Here is a 19995-nt window from a genome sequence, read left to right on the forward strand (position 1 = left end):
TTTGACGCTTACTATTCAGTGTCTTTTTATATTTGATTTGTTGATAAACATTATGAAAAAACTGGTACAAGTTAATAGATGCAATAGGTAAGAGGATCCTAATGAGTTGAAGCGAGGGTTTTACCTATTGTCATCTGTTTTTGCTATAAAGTATTAGAAATCAATAGTATACTGGTATACCCATTTCAGGGAAATCGCGCATACCCATGCCAGAGAAACCGCCCATGCCCATGCCAGGGAAACCGCCCATGCCCATGCCAGAGAAACCACCCATGCCCATACCAGGGAAACCGCCCATGCCCATACCGGGGAAACCACCCATGCCCATACCAGGGAAACCGCCCATGCCCATACCGGGGAAACCACCCATGCCCATACCAGGGAAACCGCCCATGCCCATACCGGGGAAACCACCCATGCCCATACCAGGGAAACCGCCCATGCCCATACCGGGGAAACCACCCATGCCCATACCGGGGAAACCGCCCATGCCCATACCGGGGAAACCGCCCATGCCCATACCAGGGAAACCGCCCATGCCCATACCAGGGAAACCGCCCATGCCCATACCAGGGAAACCACCCATGCCCATACCAGAGAAACCACCCATACCCATACCAGGGAAACCACCCATACCCATACCAGGGAAACCTATAATACGTTGAGAATCTAATGTCATGTTTTCACCTACTTTTTATAAATTCATATTCTTTTACATGCTATGCTTAAAGAGAATAAAAGAGCTTATTCTCCTTTTAAATTAGGCAAACTAGCTACTGAAACCGCCCGTTATGTGAACTAAGGAAGGCTAGTATGAAAAGAATTAAAAGCTTATGCTATTGACCTTGATGAATATTATGAGATTGTAGTCAGCTATAATAAAGAAAAGAGATAAAGAAACGGCCTGAATGTATACTGTTGTTGTTGAGAATATCAGTAAAATTGAGATGAGGTCAGTGTTTATTAGGATAGGAATATAAAAAAATATAATGAATTTTACATTCGAAAAAGGGAAAGAATCCTAAATGTTTAGGTTGTTTTTTAATAATCGTATAAGTGGAAAGTTTTTATTTTTTTAAGTCTGTTTCTCGTATTATTGTTGTATCTGTTATAAAGCCTGTATTCCATAATCAGTGTTATATGGAAATCATAAAGTTTATTGGTGATTTTATTTTTAATAATTAGAAAAAGCAACTAAATTTAGTTGCTTTTTTTGTGTAGGGAAGAGAACCACTGAATATAAACTTAAGACTCTTTCTCCTTTTTTAGTTTTCCTTTTTGCTTTGCCATTTCTCGAAGTAAATACTCGATGTGAGCGTTAACGCTACGAAATTCATCATTTGCCCATTTTTCGATGACTGCGTGTAATTCAGGATCAATACGTAATGGAAAGCTTTTCTTTTTGGCCATAATTACCTACAACCTTTAATATAGACTTCCTGTGTTAATCACTGGCTGTGCACCTTTATCTGAAACGATGGCAACCAATAAGTTGTTAACCATGTTCGCTTTACGCTCGTCATCTAAATCGAGTACGCCTTCCTCATCTAACATATGAATCGAATCTTTGGCCATTTTTACAGCACCTTCGACAATCTCTTTTCGTGCTGCTAAAACAGCTTTCGCTTGTTGACGTTGAAGCATTGCATGGGCAATCTCTGTTGCATAAGCTAAATGTGTTAAACGAGTTTCTAGTACCTCTACACCAGCAATATCTAAGCGCGCTTCTAATTCACGTCTTAGTTCCTCAGAGATTTCTTCGGCATTTCCACGTAGTGTGATGCAATTGTCATCTTGAAAATTATCATACGGATATTTCGTTGCAACGTGGCGAATTGCTGTTTCACTTTGAATTTCTACGAATTCATCATAATGTTCAACCCCAAAAATCGCTTTTGCTGAATCGACAACTTTATAAACGACAACAGCTGCAATTTCAATCGGGTTCCCATCTACATCATTTACCTTTAGTTTTTTACTATTAAAGTTTTCAACGCGAAGAGAAACAGTTTGACGAAGTGCGAATGGAATTGTTAAAAATAATCCATTTTGACGGATTGTTCCTAAATAGTTCCCAAAAAACGTAATCACTTTTGCTTGATTTGGTTGGACAATCCCAATACCGGTGGCAAGAATAGCAGCTAAAATTAGACAAAGTACAGCTACTACAAATATTTCTTGTACGAGGCAAAATACACCGATACCGGCTAAAGCTAAAAGACCAATAATACCTAGAAAACCATTTACATAAAACACTTGTTTTTCTCTCATATAATCGCCTCCTTCTGATATAAAAATGATATCACTTTTATATCATCGAATGCAAGGGAGGAAAACTCTATTTTCTGAAAATAATAAAAAAACTTTTCTTAGAAGAGTGGGAAATTAGTTTTTTAGGTGTGCGGTGCGATACATCTCAAATTAATATATAGCTACAGTTATTTATCACGCATTAACGGGCAGTAAGACCTCCACCTCAGAATCCAGTAAAAGCAAAGAGATTAGATGGGGGGCGGGCTGCCCGTAAAAGCTCGATTGGTACGGGCTAATAATCAGTGGGGGATGAAGAAAACCTCCACTGATTAAAGTTTCACTTTATTAAATTTTGAGGGTGTTGTAATTGATTCAATGCATAAAATGACTCATCAAAAAGTATTAGCCTCCGAAAGGCGAGGATTTATTGAAATGAATTCGAAGAACATTAAAAAAGGTGCGAGAACTGGTTGAAAAAAGCGATCTTCTGCAATACAAGCCACAATACGTTGAAATCTTAGATAGATGGGAGAAAGGTGATTTCACTCAAGCGGTTGAGGAGCATAATTTTTTTGGGAAATACAAGGCGGTAACACTGGTAAAGCCTACAAATTAACAAATCCAGAGCAAGAGAAAGAATTCATTCAAACACAAGGAAAGTAAAGAGCGAAAAAATCCGCTCTTTTTTTAGTGGAATCTCTTAGGGGAAATAAAACAAAAAGAACATTAGTTCTGTTTTGTGATAAAATAAAGAAGACTTAGCCGCTCACTGCAGCAGCTAAGTCTCTTTGAGAGCATCTTGCATCGTGACAAATGATTCAAAGCGGTTTCGCCAGGATTGCTTCTTCAATCGCTGACTCAATCTCTTTGTCAGAAGCATCATAACTTCCTTTTGATCCTGGTTTGTCAGGACTGGAAGTGTGACTTACTTCTTCTTGTTTAGCATGTCCTTTTTTATTAAAATCCATGCTAGGTATTTTTAAGGCACCCATGTTTATATATTTTCCAAATTTACATGCTTCAGTAATAGGACAGAAACGCAAGATTCCTTCTGCAATTTTCATTGCACCAAGCCACAGCAAAACCTTTGACCAAGTGCACCATGGTTTACGTGTGAGTTTAGCTGTGCTACAACTTAGTACAACTAAACCGAGTGTAATTCGGATTAGAGCATTCATTATGCCGATGTTTTGCTTCATCAAAGAAAACACTCCTTCTTCATCAGCTTAGAAATAGCAAACACTATTTCAGTTGTTATTATTCCACGTAAGTTTCGCGATATGTAATCCAACATTTGACGGTGAAAAAGATGTTGGATTGGACGTGTGTATAGGTGTCTTTTTTTGTTATAATGTAAGAATGCATAAAAGGAAGTTTAAAAAGTCCGGTCAAGATAACCTTCGCATTTCTTCGTTGCTTTGCCAGTCCGGTACTCATGTAGTATATAGCTACACTCCGTGTCCTCCTGGCTGCAGCGCCTCGAATAGCTCGGCTCTCTAGATCCTCCTTTTTGAACCAGCACATAAAGGTGAATAGACAAAAGAAAGGGTGTTTTCATGTACGATATTTCACAGTGGAAACATGTATTTAAACTTGATCCGAATAAGGAATTAAGCGATGAACATTTAGAAATGATTTGTGAATCTGGAACAGACGCAGTGATTGTAGGCGGAAGTGACGGGGTAACAATTGATAATGTATTACACATGCTAGTAAGCATTCGTAGATATGCAGTTCCTTGTGTGTTAGAGGTTTCTGATCTTGAAGCTCTTACACCAGGGTTTGATTTTTATTACATTCCAAGTGTTTTAAACAGCTCAAAAGTGGAATGGATAACGGGAATTCATCATGAGGCATTGAAAGAATTCGGGGATATTATGAACTGGGATGAAATTTTCATGGAAGGATATTGTGTTTTAAATCCAGAAGCAAAAGTAGCTCAGCTTACAGAAGCGAAATGTGATTTAACAGAAGATGATGTGATTGCATATGCACGTATGGCAGACAAGCTTCTGAAGTTGCCGATTTTCTACTTAGAATATAGCGGTACTTACGGAGATATTGAACTCGTTAAAAATGTAAAAGCAGAATTACAACAAGCAAAGTTGTATTACGGCGGTGGAATTTCAAGTGCGAAAGAAGCAAAAGAAATGGCACAGTACGCTGATACAGTCGTTGTAGGAAATGTAATTTATGATGATATAAAGGCAGCTTTACAAACAGTAAAAGCTGTAAAAGGAGAGTAGGTGCAGGCACATATGAGTATAACTGATAAATTATTAAATGGTTTAAATCCTCAGCAACAAAAGGCAGTGCAAACAACAAACGGACCACTTCTATTAATGGCAGGTGCTGGTAGTGGTAAGACGCGTGTGCTAACACATCGCATCGCATACTTACTTGGTGAAAAAGGTGTAGCACCTTGGAATGTATTAGCAATTACTTTTACAAATAAAGCGGCTCGTGAAATGCGTGAACGTATCGATAAGCTTGTTGGCCCGGAAGCGGAAGATATTTGGATTTCTACGTTCCACTCAATGTGCGTACGTATTTTACGACGTGACATTGATCGTATCGGAATTAATCGTAACTTTACGATTTTAGATGCAAGTGATCAACTTACGGTTGTAAAAAAGATTATGAAAGAGCGTAATATTGATCCGAAAAAATTCGATCCACGTTCTATTTTATCTGGTATTAGTAATGCAAAGAATGAATTGTTATCTGCTGATAAATATGCAAAGCAAATTTCAATTGCGGATCCATTTGAAAAATTAACAAGCGATGTATATACAGAATATCAAAAACGTCTTTTGAAAAATAACTCATTAGATTTTGATGATTTAATTATGATGACGATCCATTTATTTGAACGTGTTCCAGAAGTATTGGAATTCTATCAGCGTAAGTTCCAATATATTCATGTGGATGAGTACCAAGATACGAATAGAGCCCAATACATTCTTGTAAATAAATTAGCTGCTCGCTTTAAAAACCTTTGTGTTGTTGGTGATTCTGACCAGTCCATTTATCGTTGGCGTGGGGCGGACATTTCTAACATTTTGTCATTTGAAAAAGACTACGAAAATGCACAGGTTATCTTGTTAGAGCAAAACTACCGTTCATCACAAAATATTTTAAATGCGGCTAATGCTGTAATTGAAAATAATTCAAATCGTAAACCGAAAAAATTATGGACAGACAATCAAATTGGAAGTAAGATTTCGTATTACCGTGCTGCAACGGAAAAGGATGAAGCATATTTTGTTGCAAAAAAAATTCGCGATGAAATTCAAATGGGAAATCGAAAATATACAGATTTTGCGGTTCTGTATCGTACGAACGCCCAGTCTCGTATGGTCGAGGAGATTTTCTTAAAGTCTAATATTCCATATAAAATTGTCGGCGGCATTAAGTTCTATGATCGTAAAGAGATTAAAGATATTTTGGCATACTTACGTTTAATTGCAAATCCAGATGATGAGATTAGCTTCGCACGTATTATTAACATGCCGAAGCGAGGAATCGGTGCCACGTCTATCGATAAAATTATTAACTACGGCGTGCAAAATGGGATTTCATTAACGGCTGTAATGGATGAAATTGAACATGTCGGAGTAAGTGCAAAAATCACAAAAGCAGTAAAAGAATTTGCAAGTCAATTACACAACTGGGTAAACATGCAAGAATACTTATCTGTTACGGAACTAGTAGAAGAAGTGATTGAGAAAACGGGTTACCGCGATATGCTAAAGAATGAACGTTCTTTAGAAGCAGAAGGACGACTTGAAAACTTAGATGAGTTTTTATCTGTTACACAGACATTTGAATCGCAAAGTGAAGATAAGAGTCTTGTTGCTTTCTTAACAGATTTGGCACTTGTAGCAGATATTGATCGCGTGGATGAGGATCCAACTGCGGGTGAAGAAGTTATTTTAATGACGATGCACTCGGCAAAGGGACTTGAATTCCCAGTTGTCTTTATTATTGGACTAGAAGAAGGAGTGTTCCCGCATACTCGCTCTCTTATGGAAGAAGATGAAATGCAAGAGGAACGCCGTCTTGCTTATGTAGGTATTACTCGTGCGGAAGAAGAGTTATATTTATCAAATGCCCAAATGCGTACGTTATTCGGTAGAACAAATATGAATGCAGCATCTCGATTTATTTCAGAAATTCCTACGGAGTTGCTAGAACCATTAAATGAAACAGCGCCAAAGCGTGAGACATTTAGTGCAAAAGGAAGATCGGCTGGGGCAACAACGACAACACGTTCCCGCTCTGCATTTGTGCGTCCAACTGTGAAAACGACAGGAGGAGAGCAAATTGGCTGGGCTGTAGGTGATAAAGCGTCCCATCAAAAATGGGGTGTTGGTACAGTTGTAAGTGTGAAAGGTGAAGGAGATGCAAAAGAATTAGATATTGCATTCCCAAGTCCAATTGGCATTAAACGCTTATTAGCAAAATTTGCACCTGTAACGAAACAATAGAAAGGAGTAAGGATATGTCAAAAGAAGAGGCAAAGCAGCGTATAGAAGAACTTCGTGATATGTTGAATGCATTCAACTATCAATATCACGTATTAGACAATCCTTCTGTTTCTGATGCGGAATACGACCGCGATATGCAGGAGCTTATAAAATTAGAAGCAGAGAACCCAGAATTTTTAATAGAAGACTCTCCCACCGTTCGAGTTGGGGGAGCAGTGCTTGATATATTTGAAAAAGTAACGCACAAATCGCCGATGTTAAGTTTAGGAAATGCCTTTAATGAAGGAGATTTACGTGATTTTGATCGCAGAGTACGTCAAGGAATTGATGATTCAAATGTAAGATATATATGTGAATTAAAAATTGACGGTCTTGCTGTTTCCCTTCATTATGAAAAAGGACGCTTCGTTCAAGGCGCAACACGTGGCGATGGCGTAACTGGTGAAGATATTACGCAAAATTTAAAAACAATTAAAGCGATCCCTCTTCGTTTGAAAGAAGAAGTAACATTAGAAGCGCGCGGTGAAGCATATATGCCAAAGCGTTCATTTGTAAAATTAAACGAAGAGAAAGAACAAAATGGCGAGGCAGTTTTTGCAAATCCACGTAATGCAGCAGCAGGATCACTTCGCCAGCTTGATCCAAAAATTGCTGCGAAGCGTAATTTGTCAATGTTTGTGTACGGCCTTGCTGATGTGAAAGAAAAGACGATTGCATCACATAGCGAATCATTAAACTTCTTAGGCCAGCTTGGGTTTAAAACGAATCCAAATCGCCGCACATGTGAAACAATTGAAGATGTAATCGCTTATGTAGAAGAATGGCAGGAAAAGCGCCCGAATCTTAATTATGAGATTGATGGAATCGTAATTAAAGTAGATGATGTGGCCTTGCAAGATAGTTTAGGAACAACAGCAAAGAGTCCACGCTGGGCAATTGCTTATAAGTTTCCGGCAGAAGAAGTTGTAACGAAATTAACAGGTATTGAACTGAGCGTGGGACGCACAGGGGTTGTGACACCGACGGCAGAACTAGAGCCAGTTCGAGTGGCAGGAACAATTGTCCGCCGTGCATCTCTACATAACGAGGATCTAATTCGTGAAAAAGATATTCGAATTGGTGACTACGTTATTGTGAAAAAGGCTGGAGACATTATTCCGGAAGTAGTTAATGTTATTTTCGATAAACGTACTGGTGAAGAAGAAGAGTATCATATGCCAACGCATTGTCCGGCTTGTGACAGTGAACTGGTTCGTTTAGAAGAAGAGGTAGCTCTGCGTTGTATTAATCCAGCATGTCCAGCGCAAATTCGTGAAGGATTGATTCATTTTGTTTCAAGAAATGCAATGAATATTGATGGGCTTGGAGAGCGTGTTATTACACAGCTCTTTGAAGCAGATTATATTCGGACATTCGCAGATTTGTATCCATTAACGCAAGAGCAATTGTTACAATTAGAGCGTTTTGGTGAGAAATCAGCATCTAAATTAGTACAAGCAATTGAAACTTCTAAGGAAAATTCGTTGGAGCGTCTATTATTTGGACTTGGTATTCGTCATGTCGGTGCAAAAGCGGCTCGCACGTTAGCTGAGCATTTTGAAACGATGGATCATCTTGTGAAAGCAACAGAAGAAGAGTTAAAAGAGATTAATGAAATTGGCGAGAAAATGGCCCAATCAATTGTAACGTACTTTGATAATGAAGACGTGTTAGAATTATTACAACAATTTAAAGAGTACGGTGTTAACATGACCTACAAAGGCATAAAACGTGCTGATTTACAAAATATTGCATCTTACTTCGCTGGAAAAACAATCGTTCTAACAGGGAAACTAGAAGTTATGGGGCGTAGCGAAGCGAAGAAAAAGATTGAAGAGCTAGGTGGAAAAGTAACAGGTAGTGTAAGTAAAAGTACTGATTTAGTCGTTGCTGGTGAAGCGGCAGGGTCAAAATTAGCACAAGCAGAGAAACATAATATTGAGGTTTGGAATGAAGAGAGGTTCTTACAAGAGCTGAATAAGTAAGAGGTGCAAACTTACCATGAAAAAAATAGCATTAGCGGTATTAAGCCTAGGTCTACTTCTAAGTGGATGTAGTACAGGTATAAAAAAAGAAGAAAAAGTTGTTGAAAAATCGGGTAAATCAAAAGAACAAGCGATTGTTCCGAAATATTCTATTTCTGAGGATTATTACAAAACAACGGTGCCATTTGATCCAGGTTCTGCACGTGGCTTAGTTGTACAAGGATTAAATAGCCGTCTGGATATAGATGAATTTGAAACAGGACTAATGCGTATTGCGAAAGAATCGTTTAGTACGAAGGATTATCTATTCAAAGGTGGTAGCTCTTTAGATAAAGAAACGGTTCAAATGCTTGTAAAGAGAAAGCGTACAGATGCGGAGCAAAAAGAGTTAGAAGAGAAACTGAAAAAAGACGCAGTGAAATTCCCTAATATTGGATTAAATCCGGCGTTACAAGAAGGTTCAGAATCATTAGAGGTTCGAAACAAAAAAACACCAATGTATCTTTCTAATATTTTAGAGCACGATTATTATGTACGAAAAGGTGAAAAAGAAGTTGAACTTGGTGGAGTTGTTATTGGTTTAGCAATGAATTCGGTTCATTATTATACTGAGGAACATGGGTATCCACGTGAGGTAGAAATTTCAGAAAAAGAAATGTTAGATCAAGGTAAGTCTATGGCACAAGAAATTTTAACATTATTGCAAAAGAAAGATCCAAAATTAAAAAATGTTCCCATTACATTTGCGATTTATCGCCAAGGATCAAAATCGACACTTGTACCAGGAAAATTTGTATCTTATGCTCAAATAGATAAAGGCAGTGACAAAGTAGGAGATTGGAAAGCAATTAATGAAAAATATTACTTGTTCCCTTCTGAATCAGCTAAAACGGATGTGCGTGAAGATTACGCAATTGTAGAAAACTTTAAAGCAAAACTGAGTGAGTTTTTCAAAGGTGACTACACAGCTATTGTTGGTACAGGATTTTATAAAGATGATCAATTAAAAGAAATGAAACTTGAAATCCCTGTTCAGTTTAATGGAAAAGCAGAAGTGATTGGATTTACACAATTTGTTGCTGGACAAGTTATGCAATACTTCCCGAATTATGTGAAAGTACAGGTGACAATTAAATCTGTTGAACGACCAGAAGCGATTATTATTCGTGAGGCGAAGCAGGATGAACCATTTGTGAAAATTTTAGATTAAGAAAAAAGCTGTTCCTTTCTGGAACGGCTTTTTTTCTTCTGTAATTTTGTTATAATTTCTAATGTTGTGAACAAAAAGGGGTAAGGAGAAAAGACATGGGTGAGTTAAGCTTACAGATTATTGTATTACTCGTTGCTTTTGGTTTTTTGGCTGCATTTATTGATTCAGTTGTTGGAGGAGGAGGGCTCATTTCACTTCCAGCACTTATGTTTGTGGGCTTATCGCCTGCATCGGCAATTGCAACAAATAAGCTGGCTGCAACGATGGGGACTTTTACAAGTGCTATTTATTTTATTCGTTCAGGAAAGGTTAATTTTCGTATAGTAGGAAAATTAATCCCATTAACTATTGTGGGTGCGATAGCTGGAGCTTTAGTTGTGAAATTTATTCCACCCGATATTTTACGGCCGCTTGTACTTATTATGTTGGTATTTATTGCAATTTATATTATTGTAAAAAAAGATTGGGGGAGTGCGTCCACTTATAAAAAGATGACGAAAGGAAAAGCATTAATGTTTTTCTTTGTTATTTTAAGTTTAGGATTTTATGATGGATTTTTTGGTCCCGGGACAGGTTCATTTTTAATTTTTGCATTTTTATTAATTGGTTTGGACTTTATTCAAGCTGCTGCATCTGGAAAACTTTTGAATTTCGTTAGTAACATTGTATCTTTAATCACATTTCTATTTTTAGATGTCATTCATTTTGAATACGGTATTATTATGGGGTTATCAATGATTTTAGGGGCTTATCTAGGATCAAAGTTTGCAGTACAAAAAGGTGTTGGATATGTGCGGACTTTATTTTTATTGGTGACAATTTTATTAATTGGGAAAAATGTTTTGGAATATGTTCATATTATTTAGCTTCATACATAACGTATGAAGCTTTTCTTTTTTATTATATTTTAAAAATTAATTAATTTTTAAAATATAAGTCTAGGAATATTTGAATAAATCTAAATTATCGTGTAGAATAATGTTGTAAAATGTAAACGTTTTTCTAAGGGGAGGCTAAAAAGAATGGTAGTAGCATACAAGCATGAGCCATTTACAGATTTTTCAGTAGAGGCTAACAAGTTAGCGTTTGAAGAAGGTTTAAAGAAAGTAGAATCTTATCTTGGACAAGACTATCCATTAATTATCGGGGGAGAAAAGATCACTACAGACGAGAAAATCGTTTCTGTAAACCCTGCAAATAAAGAAGAAGTTGTGGGCAGTGTTTCAAAAGCAAGCCGTGAATTAGCTGAAAAAGCAATGCAAGTGGCGGATGAAACATTCCAAACTTGGAGAAAGTCAAAACCAGAAATGCGTGCAGACATTTTATTCCGTGCTGCAGCAATTGTTCGTCGTAGAAAGCATGAGTTCTCTGCTATTCTTGTAAAAGAAGCAGGTAAACCATGGAATGAGGCAGATGCTGATACAGCAGAAGCAATCGACTTTATGGAATATTATGGTCGTCAAATGTTAAAATTAAAAGACGGTATTCCAGTAGAAAGCCGTCCAATTGAATATAATCGTTTCTCTTACATTCCATTAGGAGTAGGTGTTATCATTTCTCCTTGGAACTTCCCATTCGCAATTATGGCAGGTATGACAACAGCTGCAGTAGTTTCTGGTAACACAGTATTACTAAAACCAGCTAGTACAACACCTGTAGTGGCAGCGAAATTTATGGAAGTATTAGAAGAAGCAGGCTTACCGGCAGGCGTTGTAAACTTCATCCCTGGTAGCGGATCTGAAGTTGGTGACTACTTAGTAGACCACCCTCGTACACGTTTCATTAGCTTCACTGGATCACGCGATGTAGGTATTCGTATTTACGAACGCGCAGCAAAAGTAAATCCAGGCCAAATTTGGTTAAAACGTGTTATCGCTGAAATGGGCGGTAAAGATACAATCGTTGTTGATAAAGAAGCAGATCTTGAATTAGCTGCTAAGTCTATCGTTGCATCTGCATTTGGATTCTCAGGACAAAAATGTTCTGCTTGTTCTCGTGCAGTAATCCATGAAGATGTATACGATTATGTATTAAACCGTGCTGTTGAATTAACGAAAGAATTAACTGTAGGTAACCCAGCTGAAAAAGACATGAACATGGGACCAGTTAATGACCAAGCTGCATTTGATAAAGTAATGAGCTATGTTGCAATTGGTAAAGAAGAAGGTAAAGTAGTAGCAGGTGGCGAAGGAGACGACTCTAAAGGCTGGTTCATCCAACCAACAATCGTTGCTGACGTTGCAGAAGACGCTCGTTTAATGAAAGAAGAAATCTTCGGACCAGTAGTAGCATTCTGTAAAGCGAAAGACTTTGATCATGCGCTTGCAATTGCAAATAACACAGAATACGGTTTAACAGGAGCTGTTGTTTCTAATAACCGTGAACATATCGAAAAAGCACGTGAAGACTTCCACGTTGGTAACTTATACTTCAACCGTGGATGTACTGGTGCAATCGTAGGTTACCAACCATTTGGTGGTTTTAACATGTCTGGTACAGACTCTAAAGCTGGTGGACCTGACTATATCGCACTTCACATGCAAGGAAAAACTACTTCTGAAACTTTATAAGAAATAGATGAAAAGGCCTTCCTGTAATAGGGAAGGCCTTTTTCATGTAAGAAAGATTCTGATTGGAAAACTGCTACCTTGCTTAAATACAATATAAAAGAGTGAAAAGAAACAAAAGCACCAGAAAAATTGATTCATTCGTCATATTTTTCTGTATTAATTTTTTGAATTTCCTGTATAATTCAATTTGAAAGAAAATCTATGGTTAGACAAGAGGACACTACTTTCGGTTTTGCTCACTGAAAGTAGTGTTTTTGTATTTTTCAGAAAAAACATTGTAACAAATTATGGTAAATGATAAAATGAAACATGAAAGATTGGGAGAAAAATAAGTAGCTATTGAACAGTACTGTATAATATATGGTACTGAATAATAAAAGCTATATGAACAGGGATGTATGGAATTTAATTTTTAACGATTTTATAGAAAGAAATACGACGAAGGAAGTGTTATTTTATGAAAAAGATTGTTCTTATCGCATTATCGTTGTTAGTTATTGGGGGCATTGGTGTTGGGGCAATGACTGTTTTCGGTGTAGCTTTTAATAAAACTGAAATTCATAAAAAAGAAACGGTGGCTGTTGAAAAAATTGATGAAATTGAAATAAAGACTTCTGCCACAGATGTTGAAATTATTACAGTTGATTCAAAAGATATCGAAGTGTTACTGGATGGAGAAATAAGCAAAGAGCTAGTAGATGAATATAAATTTGATGTAAAAAAAGAAAACAATAGATTAAATATTAAATTTAGTAAAAATCAGAATTATGTTGGATGGGGAATTGGAACTGCCGCAGATGTAAACTTACAAGTTAAAGTTCCAAAGAAAATATATGACACTGTCAAAGTAACCACATCATCAGGAGATTTTGTTGCAAAAGAAATTGAAACAAAGGTAGCGGAGATAAATACTTCTTCTGGGGATGTATCATTATCACATTCTAAGGTAAATGAAAAATTAACAGCTAAAACATCTAGTGGAAAGATTAAGACAGATAAAAGTGAAATCGAAGTAGCAAAATTGAACACACGTAGCGGGAAAATTAGAGTAGAAGGTTTACATTCTAAAGAATTAGCAGCTAATACATCATCGGGTGATATTGAATATAATGATCGTAGTTTGCGGGGAGAAGTAGAGTGTAATACATCAAGCGGTGATGTTAAGATGCAATTTGATACATTTCCTGAATCCTTAAGAGTTGAGTTTGATAGAAGTTCAGGTAAAGCGGATATAAATGTTGCTGGTCTGCTATATGAGGAGAAATCAAAGAATCAGTTGATTGGAGTAAAAGGTACAGGGGAAAATAAGGTGAAAGTAAAAACAAGTTCGGGAGATTTCAAGTTACGGTAACCTTTGAATAACAGCATAAAAAATCATGTCTCTGTCTGTGAGAGACATGATTTTTGTTTCAGATGGAGTTTCTAAAACTGAAGAATTCTTCTGTACTTATGACATCTGCATATACGTCATTCAAACTTGCTAAAATTGTATTATGGATATAAACGGCAGGAATCGTAGCGTTTTTAAAGATGAGATCTTTTGTTGCGCATGCATCATGTACAACAGTACAACGAAAACCGAAATCAAAAGCAGCTCTTACTGTAGCATCAATACACATATGAGTCATCATCCCGCATATAATAACATGTTCAATTTCTAAGTTTTGCAATTGCTCTAATAGGTCCGTTTCCCGAAAACCGTTTGGATAGTGTTTGAGAATAACAGTTTCATTTTTTAAGGGGCGAACATTTTCATGAATGTGGACTCCTTCTGTGTTAGGGAGAAAAAAAGTAGCATTTTCTTGAATAGATACATGTTGGATATGAAAAATAGGTTGATTCATTTCTCGAAAATGCTGAAGTAGTTGACTTGCATACTCGCTAGCTTCCATGGTGCCACGTAGTTCCATTTTACCATTTGGAAAATAATCATTTTGAATATCAACGAGTAAAAGGGCTGTTTTCATATAATCGATCGTCCTCCGTTTTTATTTCGTATTCATGTAATGTTATTCAATTAACAGAGGAGATTTTCCTTTTAGAAAGACTTTCTTATTTCATTTAAAAATTTTAATAAAAAGATAATTGGTATATTTTAGGGTTTTTGTATTGACCCTCGCTTTTCAGAGTTTTATAGTAAGACGTAATTAAGTGACAATTAAATCGATACACTCTTATCCAGAGAGGTGGAGGGACTGGCCCTGTGATACCTCAGCAACGGGTTTTTTAATACCGTGCTAATTCTAAGCAAGCTCTTAAAGGCTTGGAAGATGAGGAGATGTGAATGAGTATATAAGTGCTCTTCTTCTTATTTTTATTACAGATATGAAGAAGAGCACTTTTTATTTGATTTCAAGGCTCTGTTTCAAATTGTTACAGCGTGTAAAAACTTGAAAAAATCGTAAAATAATATCGGGTTTAACGAACTAACCAGTAGGAACCCCTTCGCTGTTAGCTCGTTCAACATATATCATACCTAACAGACGATACCTTAATTTTGTACCTTCCAATTCTGTGTAATAAAAAATTCAACGTCTGTTAGGTAGAGTGAAAAGGCCAGGAGTTTTCCTGGTTTTTTAATTTGATTAAGTAAGGAAGCTAGCTGAAAATAAGGTGATCCAGATCATAATAGGATAGGAGAGTAAACTAAAAAATAGTGTGAGAGCCAGTTTCTTTTTATTGATTAATAATTTTACTAGTGAGAATGCATAGAGGGAAAACAGTACAATTATAAATGCTGATATTGCCCCAGGATTGTAAGAGCGATAAACGAAAAATAAAACAATATGTTGAACAGCGTTAAAGAAAATAGCTCCTTGTATGAAAATAATCCAGTAAACAGATGATATAATATGAATTTGGTATAGGGTAATGAAGAGTAGAACAATGGTCGTTAATATACAAATCGCTATTACAAACTGCTTATTGCTTATGAAATGAATTGAGAATTGATTGGCAAGATACTGAGGTATTTTAATAGATTCTTCAAGGTTATGAATGAAAAATAATAAGGGAATAAACCAAACAATAATATTGGTAGATATATGTTTAATTTTAGGTGTTTTAATCAAATAAATCATCTCCAGGTAAAGAAATAGAAAGCCCGTAAGGAAAGGGCCCCCTATGCTCTTATAGTTATTCAATCGTAATGCTTTTTAAGTTTACTTCTGCAGGCTGTTTTTCTTCCTGTATACAAGCGGAAAGCTCTTCTTGCAAAATATGAATCATCTTTTTAGCTTGCTGTCCGATAGGAGTAGGTAATTCATTGATGATACAAATCCCAAGCTTTAATTTTGTTTGAATGACTGTTCTTAGCAAATCCTCATGCATGAACAACGCCTCCAAATCGAATGATTAGCACATCCCCTTCAAATTTTGCGCCCTGAACAGATAAGTGCGTTAATGTTTTTGGTAAAGTAATGTTTCGTTTGACAGAGCCGGCGCGAATGATGAGTTCATCACCTTTTTGATTTAAAGAGAGTTCACTTTTATCTGAGAATGGAATAGAGAGAACAAAAATATATTCATCTCCATCCTTTTTTACATATTGTGTACGCCCGTTGAATTTTACAGCGGTTGGTTCTACATCATCTTTGAATAGAGCAGCTCCTACACGCTCTAGCATAGGTAATCCAACTACTTCTTGTTCAAACATTGGAGCTTCATAAATAGGAAGTGGTTGGAAGCTATCTTGAATTAATGCTTTATATTTTTTCTGCGCGTCTTTCCATGCTTGGAAGTAGGGGTCGGTAACGGTATCAGGGATGACGCGGTTAATCATGATCGCATCCACGTTATAATCATATAAATTCAAATAGGTGAAGCTACGCTGCGCTTCTTTAATAACCATTTTTTCTGGATTTACAACAACGCGAATACTTGTCACTTCACGGTTAGATAAAATATCCCGCATTTCTCCAAGGTGTTCAAGTGTATTTGTTAATTCATCCATAATATCATCAGTAGGAAGTGGGACTCCTAGAAGTGGTTGTGCAACAGGTCGGACAACTTTTAAAACTTTTCTTTTAATCGGAAAGAGTTTTTCCATCCACCAGCCGAGCATATCAGGAAAGCTTAGCATGGCGAGAGTTTCTCCGGTTGGTGCGCAATCAATAATGATGACATCATATGTTTTCTGTTTATAGTAATCGAGTACACGAAGTAAACTAATTAAGTCCTCCATGCCAGGAAACATCGTTAATTCCTCTGTTGTAATATCATCGGCTGCTTTTGATGTGAATAGCAATGTAATATACTTTTGTAATTTCCCCCAGCCTTTTTCCATTTCATAAATTGTATTGATTTCTTGTGCCCATAAATTTTCACGAATTTCTAGTGGCTCAGAAGATAATTTTATGCCAAAGGAATCTCCTAAGCTATGAGCTGGATCAGTGCTCATTACTAATGTTTTTAATCCTTGTTTTGCACTTTGAAGTGCTGTTGCTGCTGAAATGCTAGTTTTTCCTACGCCGCCTTTACCTGTATACAAAATAATTCTCATATTTATATCCCCTTTGTTTCGGTTGTCGAATATTACGAGTGTCGAAATATATATTTGAATAAAAACCCATAAAGGGCATTATTCAATTGGGATGTTCTTCATCTTAGGTGTAGGAAGCTTTTCGACTTGTTTTTGTTGTGACGTAGCGATGTGATTCATAATCTTTTGGAAGATTTGTAGTAAAAATGCTTTTTCTTCTTCTGATAATGCTTCTGTCACAAAGTTAAAGTAATGAGCCGCATTTTGTTTTACTTCTTGAACGAGTTGTACACCAGTTTCTGTTAAGCGAATTAGTACAATGCGTCGATCATTTTCGTTCCGATAGCGCTCAATATATCCTTTTTTCACAAGCCGGTTAACGACACCTGTCGTTGTGCTCATTGGAATATCGAGAAGCTCCGTGATTTTCGTCATTGTAATATCTGTATTTCGCTCCATCCATAACAGACAGAATACTTCTGTTTTAGAAAGTGATAAATCAAGGCTCACCCATTCTTCTGGGTAGAAAAGCTTCTTGGCATTATCTAGCAGTAAATCTAAAAAATGTTCATATTGCAACAATTATTTCCACTCCCGTATATTTCGAGGTTCGTAATATTTATTTCTATTGTATGTATGTTTGAAATAAATGTCAAACAATTATGATTTGTTTTTTCAGATTAGATAAAAAATAAATTTTATATTAGAAAATGTATGTAATAGAGTAATAAGTAGATAAATATATTTTACATAAAAATCCATAATAGTAATATACTTATCTATTATGGAGGTACAGCTACAAGGGGGAGAACCATGAGGAGAAGAAATACCCAAGCGTTCACATTTTTAGTATGGACTTCATTTGTTTGTGCGCTTTCTGGTATGTTAATTGGTATTTATACATTAGATGAAACACTTAGCGTAAAAGGATACTATTTAATAGGTACATTATTTTTAACAATGTCCTGTTTTGTACTGCAAAAAACAATTCGTGATAATGAAGAAGATAACGAGCGTTTACCGAAAAACGAACCACTAGATAAAGAATAAATTGAGAGGAAAGGCAGAAGCCTTTCTTTTTTTATGTAAAAATGCTGTAAGTACCGTGTGTTGACTTGCTTGAAGTACTGAAAATTTGGTATCATCAATAGTATTGTAGATTGAACGATATATTATGGAGGTGGCCTAGCCGTGTCAAGAATTTCCGTTGAGAATGTAAAGCATGTAGCGCATTTAGCACGTCTTGCAATTACAGATCAAGAAGCAGAAAAATTTCAAAAGCAACTCGATGCAATTGTTACATTTGCAGAGCAGTTAAATGAATTAGATACAACAGGTGTTAAACCAACAACTCATGTATTAGATATGAAAAATATTATGCGTGAAGATGTACCAGAAAAAGGTTTACCAGTTGAAGAAGTATTAAAAAATGCACCGGATCACAAAGATAATCAAATCCGTGTTCCAGCAGTATTAGAATAGAGGAGGGGAATTTCGATGTCATTATTTGATCATTCTGTATCAGAGTTACATAAGAAGTTAAACAACAAAGAAATTTCCGTTACGGATTTAGTAGAAGAATCATACAAACGTATTGCGGATGTAGAAGATAACGTAAAAGCTTTTCTTACATTAGATGAAGAAAATGCACGCGCGAAAGCGAAGGAATTAGATGCAAAAATTGGTGCTGAAGATAACGGTTTACTATTCGGTATGCCAATCGGTGTGAAAGACAACATTGTAACAAACGGCCTTCGTACAACTTGTGCGAGCAAAATGTTAGCAAACTTTGATCCAATTTATGATGCGACAGTTGTGCAAAAGCTGAAAGCTGCTGACACAATTACAATCGGTAAATTAAACATGGACGAGTTTGCAATGGGGTCTTCAAATGAAAACTCTGGTTTCTATGCTACGAAAAACCCATGGAATTTAGATTATGTTCCGGGCGGATCTAGTGGTGGTTCTGCAGCGGCAGTAGCGGCAGGAGAAGTATTATTCTCTTTAGGTTCTGATACGGGTGGTTCAATCCGTCAACCAGCTGCATATTGCGGTGTTGTTGGTTTAAAACCAACTTACGGACGTGTATCTCGCTTTGGTTTAGTTGCATTTGCATCTTCTCTTGACCAAATCGGACCAATTACACGTACAGTAGAAGACAATGCATACCTATTACAAGCGATTTCGGGTGTTGACCGCATGGATACAACTTCTGCAAATGTTGAAGTTGGCAACTACTTAGCTGGTTTAACAGGTGATGTAAAAGGTTTACGTATCGCTGTACCAAAAGAATACTTAGGAGAAGGTGTTGGCGAAGAAGCTCGTGAGTCAGTATTAGCTGCGTTAAAAGTATTAGAAGGTATGGGGGCAACTTGGGAAGAAGTATCTCTTCCGCACTCTAAATATGCTTTAGCAACGTATTACTTAATTTCTTCTTCAGAGGCGTCTGCTAACCTTTCACGCTTTGATGGCGTACGCTATGGCGTTCGTTCTGACAATGTGAGTAACTTAATGGACCTTTACAAAAACACGCGTAGCGAAGGCTTCGGTGATGAAGTGAAACGTCGTATCATGCTCGGTACATTTGCGCTTAGCTCTGGTTACTATGATGCATATTACAAAAAAGCACAACAAGTACGTACATTAATTAAAAATGACTTTGAAAATGTATTTGCTAACTATGACGTTATTATTGGACCAACAACGCCAACTCCAGCATTCAAAGTAGGCGAAAAAGTAGATGATCCAATGACAATGTACGCAAACGACATTTTAACAATTCCAGTGAACTTAGCAGGTGTTCCGGCGATTTCTGTTCCATGTGGATTCGGTGCGAACGACATGCCACTTGGTTTACAAATTATCGGTAAACACTTCGATGAAGCAACAATTTATCGCGTTGCACATGCGTTTGAGCAAGCAACAGATTATCATACAAAAAAAGCAAGTCTGTAGGAGGCGAGCATAG

At 36.7% G+C, this 19995-nt stretch carries 21 protein-coding genes and 1 riboswitch; of the genes, 12 read left to right on the forward strand and 9 right to left on the reverse strand.

The window, feature by feature from the left end:
- Positions 1-160: 160 nt before the first annotated feature.
- From C564_RS0119415 to C564_RS0119425, 3 genes are all read right to left on the reverse strand, one after another.
- Complete coding sequence (locus C564_RS0119415) at positions 161-679, reverse strand: hypothetical protein (RefSeq protein ID WP_018766478.1); 519 nt, start codon at positions 677-679, stop codon at positions 161-163.
- 566 nt (positions 680-1245) lie between these two features.
- Positions 1246-1410 carry a toxin-antitoxin system HicB family antitoxin gene (locus tag C564_RS35080; RefSeq protein WP_003194620.1) on the reverse strand — a complete coding sequence of 55 codons (165 nt, stop codon included), beginning with the start codon at positions 1408-1410 and terminating at the stop codon, positions 1246-1248.
- Between the two features lie 15 nt (positions 1411-1425).
- Positions 1426-2271 carry an SPFH domain-containing protein gene (locus tag C564_RS0119425; protein ID WP_006093212.1) on the reverse strand — a complete coding sequence of 282 codons (846 nt, stop codon included), beginning with the start codon at positions 2269-2271 and terminating at the stop codon, positions 1426-1428.
- A 366-nt stretch (positions 2272-2637) separates the two neighbouring features.
- On the opposite strand from C564_RS0119425, the gene C564_RS38070 reads away from it, so the two are divergent.
- Together C564_RS38070 and C564_RS37610 are read left to right on the forward strand one after the other, a co-directional pair.
- Entirely contained in the window at positions 2638-2727 is a 90-nt protein-coding gene (locus C564_RS38070) for a hypothetical protein (RefSeq protein ID WP_255258761.1), read from the forward strand.
- The gene (locus C564_RS37610) at positions 2711-2869 is read left to right on the forward strand and encodes a DUF6241 domain-containing protein (RefSeq protein ID WP_231398951.1); all 159 of its coding nucleotides are present in this window, start codon (positions 2711-2713) and stop codon (positions 2867-2869) included. The genes C564_RS38070 and C564_RS37610 overlap by 17 nt, the downstream gene beginning before the upstream one ends.
- Positions 2870-3071: 202 nt before the next feature.
- On the opposite strand, the gene C564_RS0119435 is transcribed toward C564_RS37610, so the two are convergent.
- Positions 3072-3452 carry a YgaP family membrane protein gene (locus C564_RS0119435; protein ID WP_018766479.1) on the reverse strand — a complete coding sequence of 127 codons (381 nt, stop codon included), beginning with the start codon at positions 3450-3452 and terminating at the stop codon, positions 3072-3074.
- 357 nt (positions 3453-3809) lie between these two features.
- On the opposite strand from C564_RS0119435, the gene C564_RS0119440 reads away from it, so the two are divergent.
- From C564_RS0119440 to C564_RS0119470, 7 genes are all read left to right on the forward strand, one after another.
- Positions 3810-4499 (forward strand): heptaprenylglyceryl phosphate synthase, encoded by a 690-nt coding sequence (locus tag C564_RS0119440; RefSeq protein WP_003194625.1) that lies wholly within the window; start codon positions 3810-3812, stop codon positions 4497-4499.
- Between the two features lie 12 nt (positions 4500-4511).
- Entirely contained in the window at positions 4512-6743 is a 2232-nt protein-coding gene (gene pcrA, locus C564_RS0119445) for a DNA helicase PcrA (protein WP_026008633.1), read from the forward strand.
- 14 nt (positions 6744-6757) lie between these two features.
- Complete coding sequence (ligA, locus tag C564_RS0119450) at positions 6758-8767, forward strand: NAD-dependent DNA ligase LigA (RefSeq protein WP_018766481.1); 2010 nt, start codon at positions 6758-6760, stop codon at positions 8765-8767.
- Positions 8768-8783: 16 nt separating this feature from the next.
- Positions 8784-9977, forward strand: a complete 1194-nt coding sequence (locus tag C564_RS0119455) for a CamS family sex pheromone protein (protein WP_006093217.1) — start codon at positions 8784-8786, stop codon at positions 9975-9977.
- Positions 9978-10072: 95 nt separating this feature from the next.
- On the forward strand, positions 10073-10843 hold the full coding sequence (locus C564_RS0119460; protein WP_018766482.1) for a TSUP family transporter: 771 nt from the start codon (positions 10073-10075) through the stop codon (positions 10841-10843).
- 156 nt (positions 10844-10999) lie between these two features.
- The gene (gene pruA / locus C564_RS0119465; protein WP_018766483.1) at positions 11000-12547 is read left to right on the forward strand and encodes an L-glutamate gamma-semialdehyde dehydrogenase; all 1548 of its coding nucleotides are present in this window, start codon (positions 11000-11002) and stop codon (positions 12545-12547) included.
- Positions 12548-13004: 457 nt separating this feature from the next.
- Positions 13005-13898: a DUF4097 family beta strand repeat-containing protein gene (locus tag C564_RS0119470; RefSeq protein WP_018766484.1), complete on the forward strand. Its 894-nt coding sequence runs from the start codon at positions 13005-13007 to the stop codon at positions 13896-13898.
- Between the two features lie 58 nt (positions 13899-13956).
- On the opposite strand, the gene C564_RS0119475 is transcribed toward C564_RS0119470, so the two are convergent.
- The 5 genes from C564_RS0119475 to C564_RS0119495 form a co-directional block, all read right to left on the reverse strand.
- A complete protein-coding gene (locus C564_RS0119475; protein ID WP_018766485.1) occupies positions 13957-14514 on the reverse strand; it encodes a cysteine hydrolase family protein in 558 nt (185 codons plus the stop codon).
- 204 nt (positions 14515-14718) lie between these two features.
- Positions 14719-14824, forward strand: a riboswitch (SAM riboswitch).
- A 308-nt stretch (positions 14825-15132) separates the two neighbouring features.
- Positions 15133-15618: an HXXEE domain-containing protein gene (locus C564_RS0119480; RefSeq protein WP_018766486.1), complete on the reverse strand. Its 486-nt coding sequence runs from the start codon at positions 15616-15618 to the stop codon at positions 15133-15135.
- Positions 15619-15682: 64 nt separating this feature from the next.
- Complete coding sequence (locus C564_RS0119485; protein WP_018766487.1) at positions 15683-15877, reverse strand: DUF3926 domain-containing protein; 195 nt, start codon at positions 15875-15877, stop codon at positions 15683-15685.
- On the reverse strand, positions 15870-17048 hold the full coding sequence (locus C564_RS0119490) for an ArsA family ATPase (protein WP_018766488.1): 1179 nt from the start codon (positions 17046-17048) through the stop codon (positions 15870-15872). The genes C564_RS0119485 and C564_RS0119490 overlap by 8 nt, the downstream gene beginning before the upstream one ends.
- A 78-nt stretch (positions 17049-17126) precedes the next feature.
- Positions 17127-17609, reverse strand: a complete 483-nt coding sequence (locus C564_RS0119495) for a MarR family winged helix-turn-helix transcriptional regulator (RefSeq protein ID WP_018766489.1) — start codon at positions 17607-17609, stop codon at positions 17127-17129.
- A 231-nt stretch (positions 17610-17840) separates the two neighbouring features.
- Between C564_RS0119495 and C564_RS0119500 the strand changes: the two genes are divergently transcribed.
- From C564_RS0119500 to gatA, 3 genes are all read left to right on the forward strand, one after another.
- Positions 17841-18077, forward strand: coding sequence for a YiaA/YiaB family inner membrane protein (locus C564_RS0119500; protein ID WP_018766490.1), 237 nt, complete (start codon positions 17841-17843; stop codon positions 18075-18077).
- A gap of 141 nt (positions 18078-18218) precedes the next feature.
- Positions 18219-18509 carry an Asp-tRNA(Asn)/Glu-tRNA(Gln) amidotransferase subunit GatC gene (gene gatC, locus C564_RS0119505; RefSeq protein ID WP_003194647.1) on the forward strand — a complete coding sequence of 97 codons (291 nt, stop codon included), beginning with the start codon at positions 18219-18221 and terminating at the stop codon, positions 18507-18509.
- Positions 18510-18524: 15 nt separating this feature from the next.
- On the forward strand, positions 18525-19982 hold the full coding sequence (gatA, locus tag C564_RS0119510) for an Asp-tRNA(Asn)/Glu-tRNA(Gln) amidotransferase subunit GatA (protein ID WP_018766491.1): 1458 nt from the start codon (positions 18525-18527) through the stop codon (positions 19980-19982).
- The last annotated feature ends 13 nt before the right edge of the window (positions 19983-19995 follow it).

Source organism: Bacillus sp. 105MF, assembly GCF_000374885.1.
Taxonomy (GTDB): domain Bacteria; phylum Bacillota; class Bacilli; order Bacillales; family Bacillaceae_G; genus Bacillus_A; species Bacillus_A pseudomycoides.

Excerpts from the sequence above, each read along its gene's own strand:
- C564_RS0119415 (WP_018766478.1), bottom strand. The coding sequence starts at position 679 with ATGACATTAGATTCTCAACGTATTATAGGTTTCCCTGGTATGGGTATG.
- C564_RS35080 (WP_003194620.1), bottom strand. The coding sequence starts at position 1,410 with ATGGCCAAAAAGAAAAGCTTTCCATTACGTATTGATCCTGAATTACAC.
- C564_RS0119425 (WP_006093212.1), bottom strand. The coding sequence starts at position 2,271 with ATGAGAGAAAAACAAGTGTTTTATGTAAATGGTTTTCTAGGTATTATT.
- C564_RS38070 (WP_255258761.1), top strand. The coding sequence starts at position 2,638 with ATGACTCATCAAAAAGTATTAGCCTCCGAAAGGCGAGGATTTATTGAA.
- C564_RS0119435 (WP_018766479.1), bottom strand. The coding sequence starts at position 3,452 with ATGAAGCAAAACATCGGCATAATGAATGCTCTAATCCGAATTACACTC.
- C564_RS0119440 (WP_003194625.1), top strand. The coding sequence starts at position 3,810 with ATGTACGATATTTCACAGTGGAAACATGTATTTAAACTTGATCCGAAT.
- pcrA (WP_026008633.1), top strand. The coding sequence starts at position 4,512 with ATGAGTATAACTGATAAATTATTAAATGGTTTAAATCCTCAGCAACAA.
- ligA (WP_018766481.1), top strand. The coding sequence starts at position 6,758 with ATGTCAAAAGAAGAGGCAAAGCAGCGTATAGAAGAACTTCGTGATATG.
- C564_RS0119455 (WP_006093217.1), top strand. The coding sequence starts at position 8,784 with ATGAAAAAAATAGCATTAGCGGTATTAAGCCTAGGTCTACTTCTAAGT.
- C564_RS0119460 (WP_018766482.1), top strand. The coding sequence starts at position 10,073 with ATGGGTGAGTTAAGCTTACAGATTATTGTATTACTCGTTGCTTTTGGT.
- pruA (WP_018766483.1), top strand. The coding sequence starts at position 11,000 with ATGGTAGTAGCATACAAGCATGAGCCATTTACAGATTTTTCAGTAGAG.
- C564_RS0119470 (WP_018766484.1), top strand. The coding sequence starts at position 13,005 with ATGAAAAAGATTGTTCTTATCGCATTATCGTTGTTAGTTATTGGGGGC.
- C564_RS0119475 (WP_018766485.1), bottom strand. The coding sequence starts at position 14,514 with ATGAAAACAGCCCTTTTACTCGTTGATATTCAAAATGATTATTTTCCA.
- C564_RS0119485 (WP_018766487.1), bottom strand. The coding sequence starts at position 15,877 with ATGCATGAGGATTTGCTAAGAACAGTCATTCAAACAAAATTAAAGCTT.
- C564_RS0119490 (WP_018766488.1), bottom strand. The coding sequence starts at position 17,048 with ATGAGAATTATTTTGTATACAGGTAAAGGCGGCGTAGGAAAAACTAGC.
- C564_RS0119500 (WP_018766490.1), top strand. The coding sequence starts at position 17,841 with ATGAGGAGAAGAAATACCCAAGCGTTCACATTTTTAGTATGGACTTCA.
- gatA (WP_018766491.1), top strand. The coding sequence starts at position 18,525 with ATGTCATTATTTGATCATTCTGTATCAGAGTTACATAAGAAGTTAAAC.